The 22,278-nt window shown below is 53.3% G+C and carries 21 protein-coding genes, 1 tRNA gene and 1 pseudogene; 13 read left to right on the forward strand and 10 right to left on the reverse strand.

Annotation, left to right across the window (positions count from 1 at the left end; all coding sequences use genetic code 11):
* The first annotated feature begins 101 nt into the window (after positions 1–101).
* Together L1I42_RS06290 and L1I42_RS06295 are read left to right on the forward strand one after the other, a co-directional pair.
* Positions 102–1,589: a leucyl aminopeptidase gene (locus L1I42_RS06290; RefSeq protein WP_236113630.1), complete on the forward strand. Its 1,488-nt coding sequence runs from the start codon at positions 102–104 to the stop codon at positions 1,587–1,589.
* An 18-nt stretch (positions 1,590–1,607) separates the two neighbouring features.
* A complete protein-coding gene (locus L1I42_RS06295) occupies positions 1,608–2,066 on the forward strand; it encodes a DNA polymerase III subunit chi (RefSeq protein ID WP_236113631.1) in 459 nt (152 codons plus the stop codon).
* A gap of 325 nt (positions 2,067–2,391) precedes the next feature.
* On the opposite strand, the gene L1I42_RS06300 is transcribed toward L1I42_RS06295, so the two are convergent.
* Together L1I42_RS06300 and L1I42_RS06305 are read right to left on the reverse strand one after the other, a co-directional pair.
* Positions 2,392–3,186: a DUF4344 domain-containing metallopeptidase gene (locus L1I42_RS06300; RefSeq protein WP_236113632.1), complete on the reverse strand. Its 795-nt coding sequence runs from the start codon at positions 3,184–3,186 to the stop codon at positions 2,392–2,394.
* Positions 3,187–3,198: 12 nt separating this feature from the next.
* Positions 3,199–5,082, reverse strand: coding sequence for an ABC-F family ATP-binding cassette domain-containing protein (locus L1I42_RS06305; protein WP_236113633.1), 1,884 nt, complete (start codon positions 5,080–5,082; stop codon positions 3,199–3,201).
* Between the two features lie 127 nt (positions 5,083–5,209).
* Between L1I42_RS06305 and L1I42_RS06310 the strand changes: the two genes are divergently transcribed.
* The 4 genes from L1I42_RS06310 to L1I42_RS06325 all read left to right on the forward strand — a co-directional run bounded on the left by L1I42_RS06310 (position 5,210) and on the right by L1I42_RS06325 (position 9,667).
* Positions 5,210–5,635, forward strand: coding sequence for a hypothetical protein (locus L1I42_RS06310; protein WP_236113634.1), 426 nt, complete (start codon positions 5,210–5,212; stop codon positions 5,633–5,635).
* Between the two features lie 116 nt (positions 5,636–5,751).
* Positions 5,752–6,174 (forward strand): nucleoside-diphosphate kinase, encoded by a 423-nt coding sequence (ndk, locus tag L1I42_RS06315; RefSeq protein WP_236113635.1) that lies wholly within the window; start codon positions 5,752–5,754, stop codon positions 6,172–6,174.
* A 358-nt stretch (positions 6,175–6,532) separates the two neighbouring features.
* The gene (locus L1I42_RS06320) at positions 6,533–8,608 is read left to right on the forward strand and encodes a molybdopterin-containing oxidoreductase family protein (RefSeq protein ID WP_236113636.1); all 2,076 of its coding nucleotides are present in this window, start codon (positions 6,533–6,535) and stop codon (positions 8,606–8,608) included.
* Positions 8,609–8,674: 66 nt separating this feature from the next.
* Positions 8,675–9,667, forward strand: a complete 993-nt coding sequence (locus tag L1I42_RS06325) for a hypothetical protein (protein ID WP_236113637.1) — start codon at positions 8,675–8,677, stop codon at positions 9,665–9,667.
* 154 nt (positions 9,668–9,821) lie between these two features.
* Here the strand turns inward: L1I42_RS06325 and L1I42_RS06330 are convergent, their stop codons facing one another.
* A complete protein-coding gene (locus L1I42_RS06330) occupies positions 9,822–10,223 on the reverse strand; it encodes a RidA family protein (protein ID WP_236113638.1) in 402 nt (133 codons plus the stop codon).
* 110 nt (positions 10,224–10,333) lie between these two features.
* Between L1I42_RS06330 and L1I42_RS06335 the strand changes: the two genes are divergently transcribed.
* Positions 10,334–11,017, forward strand: coding sequence for a helix-turn-helix transcriptional regulator (locus tag L1I42_RS06335; RefSeq protein WP_236113639.1), 684 nt, complete (start codon positions 10,334–10,336; stop codon positions 11,015–11,017).
* 3 nt (positions 11,018–11,020) lie between these two features.
* On the opposite strand, the gene L1I42_RS06340 is transcribed toward L1I42_RS06335, so the two are convergent.
* A complete protein-coding gene (locus tag L1I42_RS06340; protein WP_236113640.1) occupies positions 11,021–11,785 on the reverse strand; it encodes a sulfite exporter TauE/SafE family protein in 765 nt (254 codons plus the stop codon).
* Between the two features lie 164 nt (positions 11,786–11,949).
* Here L1I42_RS06340 and L1I42_RS06345 point away from each other — a divergent pair, with 164 nt between their 5' ends.
* On the forward strand, positions 11,950–12,660 hold the full coding sequence (locus L1I42_RS06345) for a glutathione S-transferase N-terminal domain-containing protein (protein WP_236113641.1): 711 nt from the start codon (positions 11,950–11,952) through the stop codon (positions 12,658–12,660).
* Positions 12,661–12,676: 16 nt separating this feature from the next.
* Here the strand turns inward: L1I42_RS06345 and L1I42_RS06350 are convergent, their stop codons facing one another.
* Positions 12,677–13,114, reverse strand: coding sequence for a DUF2147 domain-containing protein (locus tag L1I42_RS06350; protein WP_236113642.1), 438 nt, complete (start codon positions 13,112–13,114; stop codon positions 12,677–12,679).
* 280 nt (positions 13,115–13,394) lie between these two features.
* Between L1I42_RS06350 and L1I42_RS06355 the strand changes: the two genes are divergently transcribed.
* Positions 13,395–13,487: transfer RNA gene (locus L1I42_RS06355), tRNA-Ser, on the forward strand.
* Between the two features lie 218 nt (positions 13,488–13,705).
* On the opposite strand, the gene L1I42_RS06360 is transcribed toward L1I42_RS06355, so the two are convergent.
* Genes L1I42_RS06360 through L1I42_RS06370 form a run of 3 tightly spaced genes read right to left on the reverse strand, consistent with a single transcriptional unit; the run spans position 13,706 to position 17,307 of the window.
* Positions 13,706–14,860 carry a glycine cleavage T C-terminal barrel domain-containing protein gene (locus tag L1I42_RS06360; protein WP_236113643.1) on the reverse strand — a complete coding sequence of 385 codons (1,155 nt, stop codon included), beginning with the start codon at positions 14,858–14,860 and terminating at the stop codon, positions 13,706–13,708.
* 27 nt (positions 14,861–14,887) lie between these two features.
* Positions 14,888–16,498 (reverse strand): AMP-binding protein, encoded by a 1,611-nt coding sequence (locus L1I42_RS06365; protein ID WP_236113644.1) that lies wholly within the window; start codon positions 16,496–16,498, stop codon positions 14,888–14,890.
* Complete coding sequence (locus L1I42_RS06370; RefSeq protein ID WP_236113645.1) at positions 16,495–17,307, reverse strand: enoyl-CoA hydratase; 813 nt, start codon at positions 17,305–17,307, stop codon at positions 16,495–16,497. Before L1I42_RS06370 ends, L1I42_RS06365 begins: the two co-directional genes overlap by 4 nt.
* Before the next feature lie 72 nt (positions 17,308–17,379).
* Between L1I42_RS06370 and L1I42_RS16355 the strand changes: the two are divergent.
* From L1I42_RS16355 to L1I42_RS06380, 3 genes and pseudogenes are all read left to right on the forward strand, one after another.
* A pseudogene (locus L1I42_RS16355) lies at positions 17,380–17,514 on the forward strand (helix-turn-helix domain-containing protein); the annotation flags it as partial.
* Positions 17,515–17,547: 33 nt separating this feature from the next.
* Complete coding sequence (locus L1I42_RS06375; protein ID WP_236113646.1) at positions 17,548–18,147, forward strand: IclR family transcriptional regulator; 600 nt, start codon at positions 17,548–17,550, stop codon at positions 18,145–18,147.
* A gap of 193 nt (positions 18,148–18,340) precedes the next feature.
* Positions 18,341–19,393: an aldose epimerase family protein gene (locus L1I42_RS06380; protein WP_236113647.1), complete on the forward strand. Its 1,053-nt coding sequence runs from the start codon at positions 18,341–18,343 to the stop codon at positions 19,391–19,393.
* Positions 19,394–19,405: 12 nt separating this feature from the next.
* Here L1I42_RS06380 and L1I42_RS06385 read toward each other — a convergent pair whose 3' ends face one another.
* Together L1I42_RS06385 and L1I42_RS06390 are read right to left on the reverse strand one after the other, a co-directional pair.
* The gene (locus L1I42_RS06385) at positions 19,406–19,633 is read right to left on the reverse strand and encodes a hypothetical protein (RefSeq protein ID WP_236113648.1); all 228 of its coding nucleotides are present in this window, start codon (positions 19,631–19,633) and stop codon (positions 19,406–19,408) included.
* Positions 19,634–19,719: 86 nt separating this feature from the next.
* Positions 19,720–20,646 (reverse strand): LysR family transcriptional regulator, encoded by a 927-nt coding sequence (locus tag L1I42_RS06390; RefSeq protein WP_236113649.1) that lies wholly within the window; start codon positions 20,644–20,646, stop codon positions 19,720–19,722.
* A gap of 156 nt (positions 20,647–20,802) precedes the next feature.
* Between L1I42_RS06390 and L1I42_RS06395 the strand changes: the two genes are divergently transcribed.
* Complete coding sequence (locus L1I42_RS06395) at positions 20,803–22,206, forward strand: CmpA/NrtA family ABC transporter substrate-binding protein (RefSeq protein ID WP_236113650.1); 1,404 nt, start codon at positions 20,803–20,805, stop codon at positions 22,204–22,206.
* Positions 22,207–22,278 lie beyond the last annotated feature (72 nt).

The raw sequence follows: 22,278 nt of genomic DNA on the forward strand, positions 1-22,278 counted from the left end.
AAATCTTTTTGCTCTTGGTTGCACTTTTGCCCGAACTGACGCACCTTATAACAAAATCGCATGCGCGTTCGCGCACCACTTCAATTTATTAGGACGGTAAAATGGGGCAAAAATTGACAATTGCCATAGTTGAACATGGCAAGGGCACCGGCAAGAACATTGTGATCACGGCAAATGCCGATCTGGAATTGACGGCGAAGGGCCATGCCATCTGGGAAAAGACCGGGCTCGACCTTTCCAAACTGGCCCAAGCTGCAGGTTTTAAAGGCAAGAGCGGCACTTTCCTGCCCGTGTTGGCGCCACAAGGTCTTGATGCAGATGTGTTGCTGGTGGCCGGTGTTGAGGGGCTGAGCAAAGACAGTGCGAAATATGAGTTTGCGGATTTTGGCGGCAAATTGATCGACCAGGTCTCCAATCGTCCATCTAACACCACACGCGTGGTGCTGAATGATGACCTATTTACCGCGCCGCTGGTGGCCGAAGTCGCTGCAGGCATCAAATTAAGCCAATACCGTTTCGACAAATATAAAACCAAAAAGAACGATGATGACACGTCGAGTGAAATCGACATTACCCTTGAAACCGCCGATGCAAAGGCCGCAACTGCCGCGCATGAAGACCGTGATTGCGTAACCGCGGGCACCATTTTCGCCCGCGATCTTGTGAACGAACCGGCCAATATTTTGGGCACATTGGAATTTGCCGAAGCCGCTAAAAGCCTTGAAGCGGACGGCTTGGAAGTTGAACTGCTTGACGAAGCCAAGATGAAAGAGCTGGGCATGGGCGCGCTGCTGGGCGTGGCCCAAGGCTCGGTCCGCCCGCCGCGCTTGGCGATCATGAAATGGAATGGTGGCGCCAAGGATGAGGCACCGGTGGCCTTTATCGGTAAAGGGGTGGTGTTTGACAGCGGTGGCCTATCCATCAAGCCTGCTGGCGGCATGGAAGATATGAAAGGCGATATGGGTGGCGCGGGTGCCGTGGCCGGCCTGATGAAAACCGTCGCCTTGCGCAAGCCAAAGATCAATGTGATTGGCGTGATCGGTCTGGTGGAAAACATGCTCGATGCCAATGCCCAACGTCCCGGCGATATTGTGACCTCTATGTCCGGTCAGACCATTGAAGTGCTCAATACCGATGCGGAAGGCCGCTTGGTGCTGGCGGATGCGCTTTGGTATACCAAGGAGACGTTCAAGCCGAAATTTATGGTCAATCTGGCGACCTTAACCGGGGCCAACTTGGTGGCCTTGGGCAATGAGCATGCGGGCCTGTTTTCAAATGATGATCAACTTGCGGAACGCATCACCGCTGCTGGGTTGGAAACAAACGAAAAAGTGTGGCGCTTCCCCATGGGGCCAGCCTATGACAAGTTGATCGACAGCAAGAATGCGGACATGAAAAATATTGGTGGTCGGTGGGCCGGGGCGATCACCGCGGCGCAGTTTCTGAAGCGGTTTGTGGGCGATACCAAATGGGCGCACCTCGACTTGTCGACGGCAATGAACGTGCCATCAACGGCAACCAACAAGAGCTGGGCCACCGGTTTTGGCGTTTATCTGCTCGACCAGATGGTGCGCAACCATTACGAGTAAGCGAAAGGCTTTGGCAGCATGACCGAAATTCTGTTCTACCATCTGGAACAAAAGCCATTAGAGGCCGTGCTGCCCGTTTTGCTGGAAAAGACATTGGAACGGGGTTGGCGCGCCATGGTGCAATGCGGCAACCCCGGCAAATTGCATGCGCTGGACGAGGCCCTATGGACTTATCGGCCCGAAAGCTTTTTGCCGCATATGGTGGTGACGGATCAGGCCGAGCCGGACGAACTGGCTGAAATGCCTGTGCTAATTGCCGACAATGAACAAAACCCCAATAGCGCCCAAATCCGCTTTTTTGTGGAAGGCGCGGTGCCGGAACAGCCGAATGGCTACGAGCGCATTGTCTTTATGTTCAATGGCCATGATCCCGACGCAGTGACCCGCGCCCGGCAAGCCTGGAAGGCGCTCAACAAAGAGCATGAACTGACCTATTGGCAGCAAGAGCCCAACGGGCGCTGGGTGAAAAAGGCCTGACACCTAGTCGGCGAGGGCCGCACATGCTGCACCAATATCTGATTGAACTTTTCTGACTCTCCAGAAGCCGGAAAGTGGGCTTATTTTTCGAACGTGAAAAAGCGCTTTGTCGGGACTGAACCAGAGCGTGACATAAAGAGCGGTGACAAGGACGAGGGCGCACTGCGCGACGACAAAGCGTATTTTTTTAATCTGGCCATGAGTCCAAGGACTTAGCATTTTGAAAGAACCCTTGAAATTGGCGCTGCCGGGCGCGGTTTCAAGCGCCGCGTCCGACACATATTTTAAAAACTGCCCTCGAATGCTGGCAAAACAGGTTCAAAGGCTATTCTTCTGCCAACATGTCCTCAATCACAAGATCAAGGAACAGATCGGTCAGCTCATAGCACATGACGATCTCTACATTTTCTGGATCGTAAAACGCATTTTGCTCGTCACATGATGTGGCGCGAAAAGTCGTTGCTTCCGGCAAGGTTTCTGCGAAGCGCTGTTGTAGCTCTTCCATCATGCCCGACTGTTTGATGATCGTGGCGGAGAGTTCGGTTTCTGCTGTTGGTTCGTCATAAACAATGCGCGCGGTGTGTCCTTTGCCGCGCAAAGGATCAATGAAGGCTTCAGTCATCACCGCCCAAGAGCGCTCCAACTGTTCATAATCAACGCCGCAAAGATCAATTCGATCTTCATCCAGTCCATATTCGGCGGCAAATTCGCCGAAGGTTTCAAGGCTTTGGCCCGCCATCAAACATACGATTTGATAAGAGCGCTGGATATCAAGACTATGGCTCCCATAAAAGTCGGATTCTACGAAATCGGATGTGTTGCTCAAGTCGGAGAGGTACCATCCGTCCGCAGCATCAATCAGAATATTATCAAACTCTTCCTTACGCTCACTCAGCAGTATGACGGATGCTATATTGTCTGCCGCATCTTCTTCTTTGCCCAATATGGGTAGGCCGAATTGCGAAATAGCGAGATGACCAAACTCATGATAAAGCACAAAAATGGTATTGTTTTGGGCAAATCGGATTGCCTCGTCATATTGTTCGTCAGATAGATCCTGAGCATGTGCCGGGCCAATCAACACAGCCAAAATTGATAAAAGACCGATGATAAAGCGCATGTTTCCCCCCTTTTAGAGGCCCAGATCCTCCTGCGCCTCTTCCAAATTAGCCAGCTTTTCAAGCCAAAGCTCTTCAGCGGCCTCAATGTCTTTAGCTAAATCTGCCCGATCTTTGCCCAATTGCACAGCTTTTTCCTGATCTTTTTGAAATAAATCAGGGTCTTCGAGGGCTTTGTCGGTTTTGGCCAGCTGCTGATTCAGTTTTTCAACCTTTGATTCCAACTGTTTGATTTCTTTGCGCAATGGCGCAAGTTGTGCCCGCTTTTCCGCGGCAATCTTGCGTTCATTTTTTTTGTCGGACGGGCTGTTGGCCTTGTTGGGCTCGGGCTTGTCACGGGTGCCGGTGAGCGAGCGCTGATAGGTATCCAGATCATAATCGCAGACAGAAATCGTGCCTTCCGCAGCAATCCAAAGCTGGTCCACCGTTGCCTCGATCAAATGCCGATCGTGGGAGATGATCAGCACCGCGCCTTCATATTCATTCAGCGCCTGCACCAACGCATCGCGGCTATCAATATCCAAATGGTTGGTCGGTTCGTCGAGGATCAAAAGGTTGGGCCCGTTAAACGTCACCAGCCCCATCAAGAGCCGGGCTTTTTCACCACCGGAAAGGTTTTCCGCCAGCGTATCCATACGTGATGTGGTCAGCCCCATCTGCGCCACACGGGCGCGGCGCTTGGCCTCGCTATCGTAAGGCATGAGCGGTTCCACATGCTCGAGTGGCGTTTGCTTGGGCTTGAGCATATCCATCTGGTGCTGGGCGAAATGTGCGACGGACAATTTGCGCGCCTTTGTGAGGCGGCCATCCATCAGCTGCAACTCGCCCGCCAGCAGCTTGGCAAAGGTCGACTTACCATTGCCATTGATGCCAACCAGCGCGATCCGGTCTTCAGGATCAATCCGGCCATTAATGCGGCTCAAGACCGGCTTGCCATCATAGCCGGTGCTGGCATTTTCCATGTCAATGATTGGGGCGGCAACGGCCCGCTTGGGCTGCGGGAAGGTGAAGGGGGCCACATGTTCATCGAACAGCGCTTCCACCGGTTTGATCTTTTCAATCCGCTTCAAGCGAGATTGCGCCTGCTTGGCCTTGGTGGCCTTGGCACGGAACCGATCCACAAAGCTTTGCATATGGGCAATTTGTTCAAGCTGCTTTTCGCGCTGCTTGTTGTTGATGTCCATTTGCAAGCGGCGGTTTTCCTCAAACTGGTCATAAGCGCCGCGATAAAATGTGAGCCCGCCTTTTTCCAGATGCACAATGGAATTGACCGCTTTGTTCAGCAAATCCCGGTCGTGGGAAATCATAAAGACTGTGTAGGGATAGTTCGCCAGATAACGCTCCAGCCACAAAGTGCCTTCAAGGTCGAGATAGTTTGTCGGTTCATCGAGCAGCAACAGATCAGGCTTTGAAAACAGCACACCAGCCAGCGATACGCGCATGCGCCAGCCGCCAGATAGATTGGCGCAAGGCTCATTCTGCTTGGCCTGATCAAAGCCAAGACCTTTTAGAACGGCGCTGGCGCGTGCTTCAGCAGAGTGCGCCTCAATTTCGGCCAGACGGGTATGCACCTCGCCAATGCGCATTGGGTCGGTCACGGTTTCCGCTTCTTCCAAAAGGCGCAACCGCTCCTTATCGGCCTCCAGCACAATATCCATCACGCTGTCATTAGTGGCAGGCGCTTCCTGCGCCACCGAGCCCATTTTGGCGCGGTGATGAATTTCGATGGTGCCGGAATCGGTGGGGATCTCGCCCTTGAGCAACCGGAACAGGGTGGTTTTGCCCGAGCCATTGCGCCCCACAAAACCAGCCTTGGCACCGGCAGGCAAGGTAAGGCTCGCATTGTCAAACAGCGAGCGGCCTTCAATCGAGTAGTTTAAATTTGTAATTTTCAGCATTTTTTCAGCAGCTTTCGACCGGCCCAATTTTGTTCATTATTCGAGATTAGTTTGAACAGCACACGTCAAATGCGGCGCGAGAGAGCGTGATTTGACGTGCCTTTTAATATTTCAAACAGGTCTTGTAATGAAACTGCCGAAATCCATTATACTGTCTTTACTCTTGATTTTTGCAACACCCTTAGCCGCCAGCGCGCAGGGCGTCAACATTGGCCCGAAAATCCCGACCTTCAACACTCAGCCGTCTCCCGGCCTTTCGCCCGATAATGTGCCTACTGTGCGTCGCGTGGGCACTGATCAAGTGCATTTTGACTATATATATTTTGCCCCCAACGGCTGCTGGAACTTAGGTGGCCGCACTTTGCATGTCGGTCGCATTGTGGCGGACCTCACCTTCAATGTCACCGTGGAGGGTGGCATGTGCACCATGGCGATTAAGCCGCTCAATATGGAAGTCTGGTTCGATGCGCCAAAAGATCTGGAACGATTGCGCTTTGAGGTGAAAGATCAGGAAGGGCAAGTGATCGAAGCCCAGGAATTGCTGATTGAATAGGGGCAAATTGTCCCTGTCATCCGCCTGTCACAGCGAAATGATCTTGGTGCTTGTCATATGCGGTTTAGGTCTATAAAACGCAGGCCAACTCCACAAAGCAAAATAAGGGTATTTAAATGGCTTTGGAACGTACATTTTCTATTATTAAACCTGATGCCACCAAGCGCAACATCACCGGCAAAATCATCGCCAAGTTTGAAGAAGCTGGCTTGCGCGTTGTTGCATCAAAGCGCATTCACATGACACGCGAGCAAGCTGAAGGCTTCTACGCTGTGCACAAAGAGCGTCCTTTCTTTGGTGAATTGGTTGACTTCATGATTTCTGAGCCCGTTGTTGTGCAGGTATTGGAAGGCGAAGACGCCATCGCGAAAAACCGCGAAGTGATGGGCGCAACAAACCCAGCTGACGCGGCTGAAGGCACAATCCGCAAAGAGTTCGCGCTGTCAATTGGCGAGAACTCAGTGCACGGTTCAGACGCACCAGAAACTGCTGCTGAAGAAATCAAATATTTCTTCTCAGACGACGAAATCGTTGGCTAATTGCTGCGATTTTGCTAGGGTCAGGACCTATTAAATTGACTGAAATGGTCGGTGCGAATTTGTGCGGATGCAAGGAGTAAGTCCGCAGGAAGGCTATAGCCTTTCAAGGGATTACGACGAAGCAGCCCGTGCAAATTAGTCCGATCCGTGGGCAGCCTTAGGCAACGCTCGATCTGAAGTCGAACTGCTGCGTCAAAGACTTTGACCGGGGTGCAACCCCGCTCTGCAGTCTTTTCCTTGCATTTCTCGTCAGCTCGAACGCCATTACAGCCAATTTAATAGGTCCTGACCCTGGTTTTTAAGGGTCGCTTCGGCGACCCTTTTTTATGCCTTGAACCTTGCCCGAAAGGCCATTCATATGTCCGTTGCCCGCATTGAACGCACCGTCTGTCCTCACGATTGCCCATCCACCTGCGCGCTGGATGTGGAGATTTTGGAAGATGGCACCATGGGCCGGGTGCGCGGCGCAAAGGATGACCCCTATACCGCCGGGGTGATCTGCGAAAAGGTGGCCCGCTATGCCGAACGCGCCCACCATCCCGACCGGCTGCTTTATCCGCTGAAGCGGGTGGGGGCCAAAGGTGAAGGCAAGTTTGAGCGGATTTCATGGGATGAAGCGCTGGATATTGTGGCCGAAAAGTTCCTCGCGGCGGAAGAAGAGTTCGGCGCGGAGAGCGTCTGGCCCTATTATTATGCGGGCACCATGGGCTATGTGATGCGCGACGGGATCGACCGGCTGCGCAACGCCAAAAACTATTCGCGGCAATATGGCACCATCTGCTCCATGATTTCATGGGCAGGCTATGTGGCAGGCACAGGCCGCTTGCAGGGCGTGAACCCGGAAGAAATGGCCCAATCGGACGTGATCGTGATTTGGGGCACCAACCCGGTGCACACCCAGGTCAATGTTATGACCCACGCCATGAAGGCCCGCAAGGAGCGGGGCGCGAAAGTGGTCGTGGTCGATATTTACCGTACCGCCACCATGCAACAGGCGGATATGGGCGTGCTCTTGAAGCCTGGCACCGATGGGGCACTGGCCTGCGCCTTGATGCATATTTTGCTGCGCGATGGCAAAGCCGATCGCGAATATATGAGCAAATACACAGACTTCTCACCCGAGTTTGAATCACATCTTGAAAGCTGGAATCCTAAACGCGCCGCTGAGATCACCGGATTAGATGTGGCCCAAATCGAAGAATTGGCCGCTTTGCTGGGCAACAACCCACGCGCGTTCTTCCGGCTGGGCTATGGCTTCACCCGCCAACGCAATGGCGCCACCGCCATGCACGCTGCGCTAAGCGTGCCCGCCATGCTAGGCGCATGGCAATATGACGGGGGCGGGGCGTTTCACTCCAACTCGGGCACATGGGGCATCGACAAAAGCCTGATCACCGGATCAGACCTTGCCACCAAGCCCCGGCGCTTGTTGGATATGTGCGAACTTGGACCCATTTTGACCGGCGATCAAAAGGCACTGAAAAACGGCCCACCGGTGAAAGCCATGCTTATCCAGAACTGCAACCCGGCGGTGGTGACGCCAGATCAGGAGCTGGTGCGACAAGGCTTTAAACGCGACGATCTGTTTGTGGTGGTGCATGAGCAATTTATGACTGACACCGCCGAGCTGGCCGACATTGTGCTGCCCGCCACCATGTTCACCGAGCATGAAGATTTTTACACCCGCGGTGGCCACACGCGCATTCTTTATGGCCCGAAAATCCAAGAGGGGCCGGGCGAAACCCGCTCCAACCATTGGCTGTTTAAAGAACTGGCCAAACGGTTGAACGCCGAGGGCGCCGCCTTTGAAATGGAAGATCGCGAACTGATCGATGAGACGTTCCAAAAGTCGGGTTTTGGGTCGCTGAACGAAGTGGCCGAAGAGGGCTATATTGAACGCGCCGACAGTGTGGCCGACGCCCATTATCGCGATGGCTTCGCGTGGGACGATGGCCGCTTCAAATTCGCGCCGGACTGGCCCGCCACCCAAGAGCGCAAGGCAGTAGAATTTGTCTGCGATCCAGCCATTCTGCCCAAATTCGCCGACCATTGGGAAACCATCGAGGCGTGTGACGAAGCGCATCCGTTCCGCCTGGCCACAAGCCCAGCCCGTGCCTTCCTCAACACCAGCTTCACCGAAACCCCCGGTTCACAAAAACGCCACCCGGAACCCACCGTGTTCGTCCACCCAGACGATGCCACCGCGCTGAACATCAATGAGGACGACTACGTCACCGTCGGCAACAAACGCGGCGAAGTAGTGCTCAAAGCCAAAATCTTCGACGGCATGCAACGCGGCGTGCTGATCGCCGAAAGTCTGTTTAAGAACAAGGCCCATAAAGGCGGTAAAGGAATCAACACTTTAATCGGCTCCGACCCCGTGCCACCGTTTGGTGGAGCCGCGTTTCATGATTGTGCGGTTTGGGTGAGGTAGCAATTGTGAAGAATTATTGCCAATGTGGTAGCATTCGTTGAATTACGGGTGGAGTAAGACATGCGAGTGCGCAAGACGATCGACACTGTGAAAAGTGCGTCTGATAACGCCTTATCAAAAATGAAGAAGCGTGCCGAGTTGCGTGCTTTTTTTCGGCGTCAGAAAAGAAGAAATAGGCTTCATTTCCCAACAGTCTGGGACATAGAATCTTTTGCTGCAATCGACAATCTGGGTTCTGCTGAAGAGATAAGCGAGGACATTAAAAAGGAAGTTATTGAAAATCTACATAAAGGTAAGGAGCTACACTACAAACAGATTTTAAGGTCGCGCCTGCTAGCCGCTCCAATTTCATTGTTTATTGTATTTAACTATTTTGGTCTCAGCGAGCATATCTCATTTGCGGGTGTTACTCTCGATGCAACAAGTCTACCTTCGGCTGAAATCGCAATTTTGCTCCATTCAATTGTCATGTTTTTAAGCCATGGCACGCTGGTGAAATATCATACAATTGAGCGGATGCTGCAAAGAGCTTATTACAAGTTTTATGAAAATGCTCGTTCACAGATTTACATCCGCGCTTTGGTGGTCGACACAGAACCGATTCCGTTTTGGTTTGAAAACTTACCCAGTAGACATTGGGGCAAGGCTCGGAATTGGATTTCTAAATTGAACTTGTCAATAATATGGTTGCGTGGGCTTACGCCGTTACTTTTTGCTTTTCTGTTTTACTATTTGGCGTTTTCTAAGATTTTTAGCGAACCAAATTTACCAACGCATTTCCTTTGGCCATTGGTTGGTATTTGCATCCTGTTGCTTGTTGCCGTTTTGTTTAGGACATTTGTCTTTGGACTATTGTCGCCATTTAGAGACTGGAGCAAATTAGAAGAGCTTAGGTCTCTTCAGCAGTCAGATCCAGTCGGGGCAAACAAACTTAATTCTGAGTTATTTGATGAAATGAACCAAGATATAAATGAAATGCGTGCAAAGGGCGTGCTGCCTTCCGATGAAACTGAGTTTAACAAGATTTGGTCGAAGATGAGCGACAGAAAGTTGTTTTAGTATTTATTGCCCCAATTTACCCTTAAGCCTTCCATACGTTTTACACCCTCAACCCCGCGCCCAAAATGGTCACTAAGCGACTCATTTTGTCATGGCTGTTTCGGCGGCTTGCCAGCGTGGTATCCGCCGACGCGTAACGTGCCGGCGATCTCACTCATCTTTTAACCGCAGCCGTTGCCTCAATCTCAAACATCAGTTCCGGCATGGCCAGCCGTGTGACGCCGAGCAGCGTCATGGGTGGGGCATTGTTGAAGGGGCCGAACTTTTGGCCCAGCAGGTCAAAATTCTTCAGCGCTTCATCTACATCGGTGGCATAGATGCCGAGGCGGATGACGTGGCCGAGGTTCATGTCGGCGGCTTTTAAGACTTCTTCCAGATTGTCGAGCGCCAAGGCGATTTGCTGTCGCATATCGCCTGCATGTTGCGGGCGGCCCTCGCCATCAACGGCGGTTTGACCCGCGCAAATCAATTGGCGGCTCATGCCCTTGATCAGCTCGGCTTGGTTGTAGCCGAGTTGAAGCGACCAGGGCCACGGGTTCACAGCGTTTCGTTCCATTTTCATTATCACTTTCAAAAAGCTTGCCTATAATGAGAGGACCGTAGCGACAGTCTGCTGACAGCATGGTGTCAGGAGAGATGTCGTAAGCCTGATAAAAAGGAAAGAATATGCGGCGGGCAGATCGCTTGATTAAACTGGTGCACTTTTTACGCAGTCGGCGACGCGCTGTCACCGCTCAGCAAATTGCTGAAGAATTTGAGGTTTGCACCCGCACCGTTTATCGCGATATTCAGGATTTGGCGGCCAACGGCACGCCCGTTGTGGGCGAGGCGGGCATCGGCTATTTGATCGACAAAAGCTATTATATGCCGCCCATCGCCTTTGACGTGGAAGAACTGGAAGCACTTGGACTTGGCCTGAGCATGGCCGCCCAATGGACGGACGCGCATTTGGCCCAAAATGCTGAAAGCGCACTAGAAAAGATACGCGCCGTTTTGCCAAAAGATTTGCAGGGCGAGCTGGAGCAGATCACAACCTATTCCATGCCCAACCAAGCGGACGTGCCTTGGGTGATCAGCTTTTCGGACCTTCGTGAGGCCATTCGCAAACGGCGCAAAATCATCATCGACTATACAAATGAGGCGCAGCAAAGCTCAAAGCGCACCTTGCGCCCCTTGGCTCTAATCTATTGTGGGCCGGTTTGGCTGTTGGCAGCGTGGTGCGAAAGAAGGGATGATTTCCGAAACTTCCGCTTAGACCGCATCAGCAATATGCAGGATGCAAACGAACAGTTTGAAGATGACCCTGCAAAAAATCTAACCGCCTACAAAGCGCAAGATGGTTTGTGCTGAGCCTCACCCATAGACCTGCCAAAAGAAATACCCCGTCAGCCCCAAACCATAAACAATCACAAACCAGCGCACATAAATGGCGGGGATGAGATAGGAGAGGCGGGCGGCGAGGTAGCCGCCTAGGGTGGCGCCAACGAGAGCGACGGAACCTTCCAGCCAGAAGATGGAGCCGCCAATGGCCAGGCGGATCACGGCGGTGAGCGCCACGAGGGTGGAGAGCCACAGCTTGATGCCGTTCATGCCATTAATGTCTTTATAGCCCGCCAGCACCAGAAACGCCAAAAGGATGATGCCGAGCCCGGCATTGAAAAAGCCGCCATAAAAGCAAATGGCGGTGAGCAGCAAAATGCTGCCCACAAGCCCGGCGCGGGCCGCATGTTTGCTGCCGCTGCTGCGCGCCACCAGATAGGTGTTGAGCTGGCCGCCAAAGCTGAAGGCTAAAACGGCAAACAACATCAGCCAAGGCACGATGGCGCTAAACTGCGCGTCAGACACCATAAGAAGCGCTTCGGCGCCCAAATAGCCAGCAACCAAAGCGATGATCGAATACAGCACCAGCCGCTTCTTGTTGGCCATGATGGCGTCATAAAAGCCGATGGCGCCGCTGGCATAGCCGGGCAGGCAGGCGAACGTGTTTGTGGCATTGGCCGCCACCGGCGGCACGCCCACCAGCAACAGCGCCGGAAAAATCACAAATGACCCGCCGCCCGCCAGCGCGTTCAATACGCCCGCGCCCAATCCGGCAAAAAAGAGAATAATCCATTCCATAATCTGTCCTTTGTGACCTTATGCCCGGCAAATCATCAGATTGGCTAGGACAAAATGCAACCATTGCAGGGCTGAACACGTTTTTGTGTTGGGTGAGGGGTTGAATCTTTATCGTAGAATTACGATAAAGACGTGAATTACCATTCAAAACAGTGAGGCACAATATGTCAACGCAACAAAACGAGCCGATCGATCTCTATTATTGGCCAACCCCCAATGGCTGGAAGATCTCCATCCTGCTGGAAGAATTGAAAGTGCCTTATAATTTGCGCCTCATCAATATTGGCGCGGGGGATCAATTTGATCCGGAATTTTTAAAAATTTCGCCCAACAATAAAATGCCCGCCATTGTTGACCAGGAAGGGCCGGGCGGCGCGCCGATCTCTGTTTTTGAATCGGCCGCCATCATGAAATATCTGGCCAAGAAATTTGGTCAATTCTATCCGAGCGATGAACGCGCGCAGGTGAAGGTGGACGAATGGCTGTTCTGGCAAATGGGCGGCTTTGGCCCAATGCTGGGGCAAAACCATCACTTCTCCAAATATGCGCCGGAAAAACTACCTTACGCCATCAAGCGCTATGAGGATGAAACCCATCGGCTTTATGGCGTTTTGAACAAGCGGTTGGCTGAAAACGACTATGTGGCGGGCGATTATTCCATCGCCGACATGGCCATTTATGGTTGGGCCACCCTTTGGGAAAATCAGGGCATGGACATCGAAGAATTTCCGCATGTGAAGGCCTGGCTGGCACGCCTTGGAGCCCGCGATGCGGTGAAAAAAGGTATGGAAGTCGGCAAAGAAGAACGCGAGAAGCTGAGCTTGGCTGACAATAAAGACGCGCAAAAAGTGCTGTTTAATCAGCGCGCGAAATAATCAAGTTGGGTCAGGATCACGGGGCGATCTTGACCCAATCTTCTTTCAGGCAAAGGATGCTGTAAAACAGACAGCCTTTCAGCCTGATGGTTTGAGGGTCAGGCATTTTCGCCGTGCCCTCATACATTTTGCCATCCAATGGATTATATAGCTCGCCCACAAAGGTTTTTGGCTCGTCGCTTTTAGAAAATGTGATCAGCAAAATGCCTTCAATCGGGCGGTCGCGCAGTTTCGGGTCAGGATTGCGCTTGTCTGTTAAGCCCGGCTTGGCGGCTTTGGAAACGGTCCCGCAATATCGCTCGGCCCCGCACCGCTCAATCCGGATTTCGGCATCCAGCCGCGTGCGCCAGGTGCCCACGGGGTTAAAGGCCTGCGCAAAGCTCACCGTTGTGGGCAGCACCAGCACAAGCGCCAACACCAAACGGACCAAAGATTTTATAGCAGTCAACGGCATTCTTCTTCCCAAAACATATCTTTATAAATACGATTCGCGGCAAAACCAGGTTGTTTAGCCTTCAACCCATGGTCGCTACTCTAAAACATAATCCTGACAAAGCCGCGTTTCGCAATGCTTAATAAGCAACCCGATCACGCGACAATGCCGCGCCCTGTAAGATTATAGCTTCTAAAGTATGAACCCCAACACCTATTTTGAACAGGCGACCACAATACAATGTCAAAATTTTGAAAAAATACCTTGCATCCATCACAACGTTAAGGTTATTCACGGCCTCGGAGAGGTGGCCGAGTGGTCGAAGGCGCTCCCCTGCTAAGGGAGTAGGCGGTGTAGAGCTGTCTCGAGGGTTCGAATCCCTTCCTCTCCGCCATTTCCCTATATAAAATCTTTGCTTTGTTCGCTGTGAAACGCGGCTTGATCGCCCTTTGGCGTGGTTGGGCTGCAGGTTGCTGCTAGTCTGTCTTCTATCAACAGCCAAATGCTTGGTGTTTTATAGGTTGCGCTTCTCCACGCAGAAAATTGAACGCACGATGCGCCGCAGGGGCTGAACCTGTTTCCATAAGACAAACAGCAATCAGGACATTTTGATCAACTGGCTGACGCCAGTGTTTTCTTGGGGTCGAAGAAGGGGATTGGCACAATTGTTCCGACCCGCGTTTCGCCTAGTTTGTCCACGATCAGTTCGGTCCCCAGATCCGTATGCTCGACACGCAGCGTCGCAAGGCCAATGTTCTTTTCCAGTCTCGGAGAATAGACGGCTGAGGTTACAGTGCCGACCTGCGCGCCATCGCGCCTGATCGGCCAGAAGAAATCGTTGGTCCCGACGAACGGCGCCCCTTCAATCTCCAGGCCTACAAGCCGTTGTTTGACACCTTTTTTCTTAATTCGGGTCAGCGCTTCCTTGCCAATAAAATCGGCCTCCATCTCCAGATCAACCAACCGGTCGAGATTCAACTCATAAGGGTTGTTCGCAAGGTTCATATCGGCGTGATAGGACAGCATGCCGGCTTCGATGCGGCGAATGGCCGATGTGTGGCCCGGTCTAAGACCCATTGAATAGCCGATGTCCATAATATGTTCCCAAAGCCGACCGCCAGCGGCGCCGTCGCGCAGATAGATTTCATACCCCAACTCGCTGGTCCACCCGGTACGTGAGATGATGAGGGGTATGCCGTGCCAGTCATATTCCATGAACCGGAAATATTTCAGTTTGGTCGGTTCCTCCCCAAAGCACGCGCGCAGGATGTCTCGTGATTTCGGGCCCTGCAACTGAAGCGGCGAGACATCCGGTTCGGACAATTCAACATCCATGCCTGCGTTCACGGCCACACCGCGCGCCCAGAGGAGCACGTCACTATCCGCAATCGACAGCCAGAAATGATCTTCGGCCAGCTTGAGCAAGATCGGGTCATTGATGACTCCGCCGTCCTGATCCGTGATCAACACATATTTGCACTGACCCACTTCGCATTTGGAGAGGTCGCGTGAGCAGATATATTGGGTAAATTTCGCCGCATCTGGTCCTTTAATTTCAACTTGCCGTTCCACTGAAACGTCCGCCAACGTGGCGTGATTGACCAGGTTCCAGAAATTTTGTTCCGGATCGCCAAAATCGCGCGGGATATACATGTGGTTATAGACCGAAAACCCCTTGGCGCCCCAGCGAAGGGCCGCGTCGGAATAGGGCGATTTCCGCACCTGTGTGCCGAAACTGAAATGTGCAAACTCTAGTTCATGGGCCATGGCATTCATCCAATTAGTGGGTAAAGGTCAGCCTTGTTGGCGGACCAGATCGCGCAGTTCGTTCTTTTTAATCTTTCCTGTTGTGGTTTTGGGCAGTTCGGCAAAAACAACCTTTTTCGGTCGCATATACCCCGCTAACATGGATTTAGCGTGGGCCAGCAATTCCGCCTCCGTCGCGTCACCCGACAGTTCTACGAAAGCGCAGGGCACTTCACCCCATTTTTCGTCGGGCATTGCCACGACAGCAACCAGACTGACGGCCGGATGGGCATAGAGCGCTTTCTCAACTTCTATCGAAGAGATATTTTCGCCGCCGGAGATGATGATGTCCTTAGACCGATCACGGATTTCGATATAGCCATCGGCATGCTGCACAGCGATGTCGCCCGACCAGAACCAGCCATCCTTAAACGCCTTCGCCGTTTCCTCTGGCGCTTTGAGATATCCCTTCATCATAATATTGCCGCGAAACACCACTTCGCCCAGTGTTTCCCCATCCCAGGGCACAGGCACGCCGGTCTCGGTATCCAGAACCAGTACGTCTTCCTCAAGCTCATAGGCAACGCCTTGCCGGGCTTTGAGCTCCGCCTGCTGATCAGGGGGCAGTGCCGACCATCCGGGTTTTTCCGCACACACAACAGCGGGACCATAGACTTCGGTCAGCCCATAGACGTGGGTGATGGAAATGCCCATCGCTTCCATATTTTTGATCACACTGGCTGGCGGAGGGGCCGCTGCGGTCATCATCTTTATGTTTTGCGAGAAATTCCGTTTTGTCGCGGCGCCACTGATCATCGACATGATGATGGGCGCCCCGCAAAGGTGGGTCACGCCATGATCGGCAAAGGCATCATAAATCGCATCTGCTTTGGGCGTGCGCAAAAACACATGGGTGCCGGCCAGCAACGTAATGGTCCAGGGAAAACACCAGCCATTGCAATGAAATAGCGGCAGCGTCCAGAGATAGACGGGATGGTGCGGCATTTCCCACGTCACCACATTGTTCACTGCATTGGTCCACGCGCCGCGGTGAGAGTAAACCACGCCTTTGGGCCGCCCGGTGGTGCCAGAGGTGTAGTTGAGCGCAAGCGCGTCCCACTCATCATCAGGCAGCAAATAGGTAAAGTCAGGATCACCCTCGGCGAGCAGATCGTTATAGGTCAAGGTACCGATCCGCTCACCGCCCGGGCCCTCACTGTCTTCAATATCGATGATCAACAGATCGCGGCCCGACTGCGCCACCGCGTCTGCCGCCATTTTTGAAAATTCGGTATCGACCAGCAAAACCTTCGCTTCGCCATGGTCCAGAATATAGGCAATGGTGCCCGCATCAAGCCGCGTATTATTTGCGTTCAGCACTGCGCCCAGCAGGGGCAGTGCCAAGGCGCATTCCAGTGCCTCGGGAATATTGGGCGCGACTAGGGCTACCGTGTCGCCCTTGCCAATACCGCGTCTGGCCAAGGCAGAAGCAAGCCGCTTGCAACGCACGGCAACCTCTCCCCAATTGCGCCGAATTCGACCGTGAATCTGCGCGGGGAGTTCCGGGTGCACACGCTCAACACGTTTGAGGATCGAGACGGGCGACAGGGCCGTGAAATTCGCAGCGTTGCGTGAAAGCTCTGGCCCGTCATAAATCATTCGCCGGTCCAATCTGGCATGGGCTTTTTGAGGGTGAAGGCCTCAATGCCCGCCACCGTATCTTTTGCCATCATGTTTTCTGCCATCGTCCGGCCGGCAAAGGCATAAGCCTCGTCCAACGGCATATCGAGCTGTTCATAAAATGCACGTTTGCCGATTTTGACTGCTGCAGGGGATTTTTCAGCAATGGTTCGGGCCAAATCCATGCTGGTTGTTTCGAGATCCGCTAGCGGGACAACCCGGTTCAATAGCCCCATTTCGGCCACACGGGCCGCTGGCAGGAACTCACCCGTCAGCAACATTTCCATGGCCATTTTGCGCGGCACATTGCGCGACAAGGCAACCATGGGCGTGGAGCAGAACAGGCCGATATTCACACCAGACGTTGCAAAAGTCGCGTCTTCAGCGGCCACGGCCAAATCACAGGACGCCACAAGCTGGCAACCTGCTGCCGTGGCGATCCCTTTCACCTCCGCAATCACGGGTTGTGGCAAGCGCACCACGCGCAGCATCATCGCGGTGCATCTGGCAAATAGGTCTTGAAAATATTGGAATCCGCCGTCCGCATCTGCGCGACGTGCGGACATTTCCTTAAGATTATGGCCGGCGCAAAAATGCTTTCCGCCGCTGCGCAGGATCACAATTTTGACAGAGCGATCCAATGCAATGCTGTCCAGCAAGTCAGAGAGCGCCGCCAGCATCTTTTCCGACAAGGCGTTGATCGATTTGGGCGCATTCAGGGTGATGACGGCAACGCCGTCCTTATCTGACCGCAGAATGGGACTGCTATTTTCCAATTTGCCGTCCATAATCACATTCCTCCCTTGCGATTACGGTATATTTCTTGTAACGCAAGAATTGAATTCTCACAAGGTGAAAATATGCATCTGGAACGCCTGACTTGCATTCTCGAAATCATCGGCCAGAAGGGCGCGGCTACGGTGGGCGAGATTTGCCGCCACACGCAACTGCCAAAAGCCTCTGCCTATCGGCTTGTGCAAGATTTGGTGAGCGTTGGCTTGTTAGAGCCTGCGGGGCGCGGGCAATTTATGATTGGCACCCGCCTTAAGCGGATCACACATAACGAGCATTCAGACAGTGCACTGTTGGAGTTGATCGCGCCAAGTTTGAAGCTTGCCGCTGCCCAGTTCGGTGTAGCGTTTTTCTTGTCGCGGTTGCGCGGGAAGGCCGTGGAAATCATTCATGTCGAGACACCTGGCGATGGCGTTTCCTATCTCCATCCGGGTTTAGGGCGGCGCCCTGTTCACGCCTGTTCCTGTTCAAAGGCTGTCGCGGCTTTTTCACCCGAGGTGCTTTTCTCCAACGACCTGCACGGCCAACTTCGCGCATACACCGAATTCACAGTGACGAACATCGATGATCTTAAGGCGGAGTTTGAAATTATTCGGCAACGCGGTTTTGCAGAATGTGTCGAAGAGATTGAGCGCGGTATGTGTTCAGTGGCAGCCCCGCTCGCGCCAAGCGGCCCAGGGGCGACAATGTCGATTGGAGCTGTCGGCTCAGTCAGGATATTCTCGCCCACATTCAGAGAAAAAATCGGCCCCCAAATCGTTAAATTGGCGCGCGAACTTTCGACAACACTGGGTTGGGATGTCGCGCAGGATGAAAAAATCGTCGGCGCTCACTGACCTCGACCCTTGCAATGTCAGTCGCTACCATAATGAGGGGTGTGCACCTGCCGACGAGGGGGCGGCCCATCTTTCGTCAACGCAGATTCGGTGTGCCGAATTTGTATAATGCCCAACAAGATAATTGCTCACGTTTATTTATTGGCGCAACATAGAATAGGGCAGGTTTTAGGAAGGTGGCGAAGTTTTGGTGATGCGTTCGGATAGTACTAGTGAAAAGGGCCAGATTGAAACCGGGCAAGTTTCAGCGTTTGGCCGGACACCAAAAGGTGAGCAGGTACGACTTGTCAGGATTTCCAACGGCGGTTCCAGCGCATCAATTATGACGTGGGGGGCGTCGCTTCAGGATTTTCACCGCGTGGAGTGCGATTATTCTTTGGTTTTGGGCAGTCCTGATTTTGACGCCTATCTTGGTCCGATGCTGTATTTCGGCGCGATTGTAGGCCCTGTGGCAAATCGCGTGGCCAACGGCCAATTTTTGCTTGACGGTCATCTCGTTGAACTGGATCGCAATGAAAATGGAAAGACTACGCTGCATGGAGGCAGCTCAGGCACCGGGCAACGCAATTGGACATTGCTCGCCTGCAACGCGACAAGCTGTACCCTTGGTGTAACACACGGTGACGGGGTAGGGGGGTTCCCCGGCAATGTGGACGTTCGGGCGCATTATGCTTTAGATGAAACCGGCAGGCTAACTCTTGATATTGACGCTTGCACCGACAAGACCACGCCTCTCAATTTTGCCCATCACAGCTATTGGAACCTTGACGGTCAGGCGGATATCTCTCGCCACCATATGCAGATTAGCGCCAGTAAATACTTGCCGGTGGACGCGGAGTTGATCCCCGCCGATGTGCCCGCTCGTGTGCAGGGGACAGTTTTTGATTATCGCCTAGCAAAGCCCATCAGCTCGCCGGATCATATGGCGCTAGACCATAATTTTTGCATTGATGGTGCGGACGGGCAGGTGCGCCACCTATGTACAGTGCAAGCTAGGCAATTTTCGCTTGATGTGCACAGCACGGAGCCTGGCTTACAGGTTTTTGATGCCACGGGCATGGACACGACCCCATTCAAGGGACATCAGGGCCACCCTTACGGACCACATGCCGGATTAGCGCTTGAGCCGCAAAAGTGGCCCGATTCCCCGAATCGCGAGGCCTTTCCTTCAAGCTTGGTCCAGCCCGGAGAGACATATCACCAGCGTACGCAATTCCGGGTTACACCGCTGGCGCAAAAAGCCTAGCCGGGCTACCTCTTAGGTCACCGGCGGTGGCGTTGTCCACGGCAAGGCGATCGCGACCAGTCCGAACCAGAACAGGATCCAGAGCAGAATCGCCAAAGCGGCGGCCATGCCACTGACCGCATAGCGGTAACGCCCACCATAACTATAGGGCCAGCGTTCTCTGGTATAGGGCCAGGTTGGCCAACCGAGAACGACAAGAATCAGAAGAAATAGCCAGAAGTAGAACAGGAATTCAGCCATCAGTTCACCTCCGTTTCTGGAGTTGTTCTGCAGTCATAATGCATGACGCGCCCACCAGGTTCCGATGGCTAGGGTGACGAAATTGGTTAGTTGGCAGCCACGCCGGACAGTGCGTTCGTTTCAAGCTCAAACATTTCGCGCAGTCGGTCAGCGAATTTGCGAGCGGCAACGGGCAGAGTGCGCTTATATAATTGGCCGACAAACAAGAAACCCGGCTCAATCTCATTTGCTTTGAAGGGGCGATATACCAAATCGGCCTCTGTGGGAGAAGCGCTGATGGTCAGGGGCAAATCCAAGGCCAATCCAGCGCCTTGGCGGGCCAGATGTCGGAGCAGCGCCATATCATCGCTTTCAATAGCGGGTTTGCAATTCAATCCCTTTTTAACGCAGGCAGCCTCGACGATTTCGCGGATTCCTTCGCCACGCGGGGGCAGGAGCGGATGATGCTCCAAAAAGTCAACCAAACGCAATTCTGCATGCGCCGCCAAGGGGTGATCGGCCGCCAAAGCCACCGACAAATGCTGCTGCTGATGCGATATCACCTGCATATCCGCCAAGCGCAGCGGTTGAAACATAACAACAATATCCGCCTCAAGGTTTTGCAATTGCTGTTCTACCTGTCCCCGGTCATAGGCATGCAACGAAAATGTAACGCCCGGAAAATCGGCGCGATAGGATTGAATGAGCCGAGGCAATAAACGACCGCCAATTTCCTTTGTGGTGGCAATACGCACATGCCCGATTCGAACCCCGGAGAGATCGGCAATTTGGGAGCGGACACGTTCCAAATCTGCCATTTGCGCGCGGATATGGTGGATAAACAGCTCACCCGCGCTATTCAGCCGAACGCCCAGAGCGTGACGCTCGAAAATTTCAATGTCCAGCTCTTCCTCGATGGCCAAGATGCGTCGGTTCAGTGCGGATGGTGTGATCGCCAACACTTCGGCGGCCGCGCGGATGGAGCCAGCGCGCGCGACGGCATCCACATATTTGAGGGCCAGCATATGCCGCATAAACGCCTCCTTGGGTGTGTCCTTTTTTGCAACACATATTCGATTTTTTAGCAGCAGACAACAACGGGTTACTTTGGCAAGCTCGCATTTAGGTCAGTAATAGTGACGCGAAAAATCGCGCATAGCCCAACAAAGGCCGCAACAGGACGAGGTAAAATGCTTTCAAATCCGCTCGATAAACGACTTACGCGCCGCCGCTTCGCTGCAGCACTTTTGGGGTCAATTGCTGCCCTTGGTTTGAGCATTCCTGCCTTTGCCGAATGGTTGGATGTGGAGAAAGACGAGCTGAAACTCGGTTTCATCAAGCTGACTGATATGGCGCCACTCGCGATCGCCTACGAGAAGGGCTATTTCGAAGAGGAGGGGCTCTATGTGACGTTGGAGCCGCAGGCGAACTGGAAAGTGCTGCTGGACCGCACCATTACCGGTGAGCTGGATGGGGCGCACATGCTCGCGGGCCAGCCACTGGCAGCCACTATCGGTTATGGCACCGAGGCGCATATCGTAACGCCTTTTTCGATGGATTTGAACGGCAATGGCATCACCGTTTCCAACGAAATCTGGGAGAAGATGAAGCCGCATATCGAGCATGATGCGGAAGGTAAACCAATCCACCCAATCAGCGCCAAGGCGCTTAAGCCGGTGGTGGATGAGCTGAAGGCCAACGGCGAAAGCTTTAAAATGGGCATGGTGTTTCCCGTCTCCACGCACAATTATGAGCTGCGCTACTGGCTGGCCGCAGGCGGCATCCACCCCGGCCTTTATTCGTCGACCGATACATCCGGGCAAATTGATGCTGATGCATTGCTCTCTGTAACGCCGCCACCGCAAATGCCGCCCACCCTGGAAGCGGGCACCATTCACGGCTATTGCGTGGGCGAGCCTTGGAACCAAGCCGCGGTGTTCAAAGGCATCGGGGTACCTGTGATCACCGACTACGAAATATGGAAAAACAATCCGGAAAAAGTGTTCGGGCTCACAAAGGAATTTACCGAGAAATATCCCAACACCACATTGGCCTTGACCAAGGCTTTGATCCGCGCGGCCAAATGGTTGGATGAAAACGACAACGCCAACCGTGAAGAGGCCGTGGAAATCCTGGCGCGCTCAGAATATGTAGGCGCCGATGCGGAAGTGATCGCCAACTCCATGACCGGCACCTTTGAGTATGAAAAGGGCGACAAGCGCGCTGTGTCGGACTTTAATGTGTTCTACCGCTATTACGCGACCTATCCCTTTTATTCCGATGCCATCTGGTATCTGACCCAAATGCGCCGCTGGGGCCAGATCGACGCCCATAAGCCTGACGGGTGGTATGATGAGGTCGCCAAATCTGTCTATCGGCCGGACATCTATCTCAAAGCGGCTGAAATGCTGGTGGAAGAGGGCCATGTGGACCGCGAAGACTTCCCTTGGGACAGCGACGGCTACAAAGCCCCAACCCCGGCTGAAGACATCATTGATGGTATCCCATTCGATGCGAGATCACCTAACGCCTATATCGACAGTCTGCAAATCGGCCTTAAGACCGATGAGACCGTCGCATCAAATGGCAGTTAGGCAAGGAGGGCGCTGGTTGGCCGGGCCCCGCGGTTTGGCCAACCAGCGACAATTTTAACAGGGGCGAGGTGC

The sequence above is a fragment of the Maritalea mediterranea genome, from assembly GCF_021568695.1.
GTDB lineage: Bacteria > Pseudomonadota > Alphaproteobacteria > Rhizobiales > Devosiaceae > Maritalea > Maritalea mediterranea.

Coding starts and splice junctions, on each gene's coding strand:
- L1I42_RS06310 (WP_236113634.1), top strand. CDS start 5,210: ATGAAACTGCCGAAATCCATTATACTGTCTTTACTCTTGATTTTTGCA.
- L1I42_RS06345 (WP_236113641.1), top strand. CDS start 11,950: ATGTCAACGCAACAAAACGAGCCGATCGATCTCTATTATTGGCCAACC.
- L1I42_RS06385 (WP_236113648.1), bottom strand. CDS start 19,633: ATGGCTGAATTCCTGTTCTACTTCTGGCTATTTCTTCTGATTCTTGTC.
- L1I42_RS06295 (WP_236113631.1), top strand. CDS start 1,608: ATGACCGAAATTCTGTTCTACCATCTGGAACAAAAGCCATTAGAGGCC.
- L1I42_RS06300 (WP_236113632.1), bottom strand. CDS start 3,186: ATGCGCTTTATCATCGGTCTTTTATCAATTTTGGCTGTGTTGATTGGC.
- L1I42_RS06330 (WP_236113638.1), bottom strand. CDS start 10,223: ATGGAACGAAACGCTGTGAACCCGTGGCCCTGGTCGCTTCAACTCGGC.
- L1I42_RS06350 (WP_236113642.1), bottom strand. CDS start 13,114: ATGCCGTTGACTGCTATAAAATCTTTGGTCCGTTTGGTGTTGGCGCTT.
- ndk (WP_236113635.1), top strand. CDS start 5,752: ATGGCTTTGGAACGTACATTTTCTATTATTAAACCTGATGCCACCAAG.
- L1I42_RS06375 (WP_236113646.1), top strand. CDS start 17,548: ATGATTGGCACCCGCCTTAAGCGGATCACACATAACGAGCATTCAGAC.
- L1I42_RS06360 (WP_236113643.1), bottom strand. CDS start 14,860: ATGGCCCATGAACTAGAGTTTGCACATTTCAGTTTCGGCACACAGGTG.
- L1I42_RS06365 (WP_236113644.1), bottom strand. CDS start 16,498: ATGATTTATGACGGGCCAGAGCTTTCACGCAACGCTGCGAATTTCACG.
- L1I42_RS06340 (WP_236113640.1), bottom strand. CDS start 11,785: ATGGAATGGATTATTCTCTTTTTTGCCGGATTGGGCGCGGGCGTATTG.
- L1I42_RS06335 (WP_236113639.1), top strand. CDS start 10,334: ATGCGGCGGGCAGATCGCTTGATTAAACTGGTGCACTTTTTACGCAGT.
- L1I42_RS06390 (WP_236113649.1), bottom strand. CDS start 20,646: ATGCGGCATATGCTGGCCCTCAAATATGTGGATGCCGTCGCGCGCGCT.
- L1I42_RS06380 (WP_236113647.1), top strand. CDS start 18,341: ATGCGTTCGGATAGTACTAGTGAAAAGGGCCAGATTGAAACCGGGCAA.
- L1I42_RS06305 (WP_236113633.1), bottom strand. CDS start 5,082: ATGCTGAAAATTACAAATTTAAACTACTCGATTGAAGGCCGCTCGCTG.
- L1I42_RS06395 (WP_236113650.1), top strand. CDS start 20,803: ATGCTTTCAAATCCGCTCGATAAACGACTTACGCGCCGCCGCTTCGCT.
- L1I42_RS06370 (WP_236113645.1), bottom strand. CDS start 17,307: ATGGACGGCAAATTGGAAAATAGCAGTCCCATTCTGCGGTCAGATAAG.
- L1I42_RS06290 (WP_236113630.1), top strand. CDS start 102: ATGGGGCAAAAATTGACAATTGCCATAGTTGAACATGGCAAGGGCACC.
- L1I42_RS06320 (WP_236113636.1), top strand. CDS start 6,533: ATGTCCGTTGCCCGCATTGAACGCACCGTCTGTCCTCACGATTGCCCA.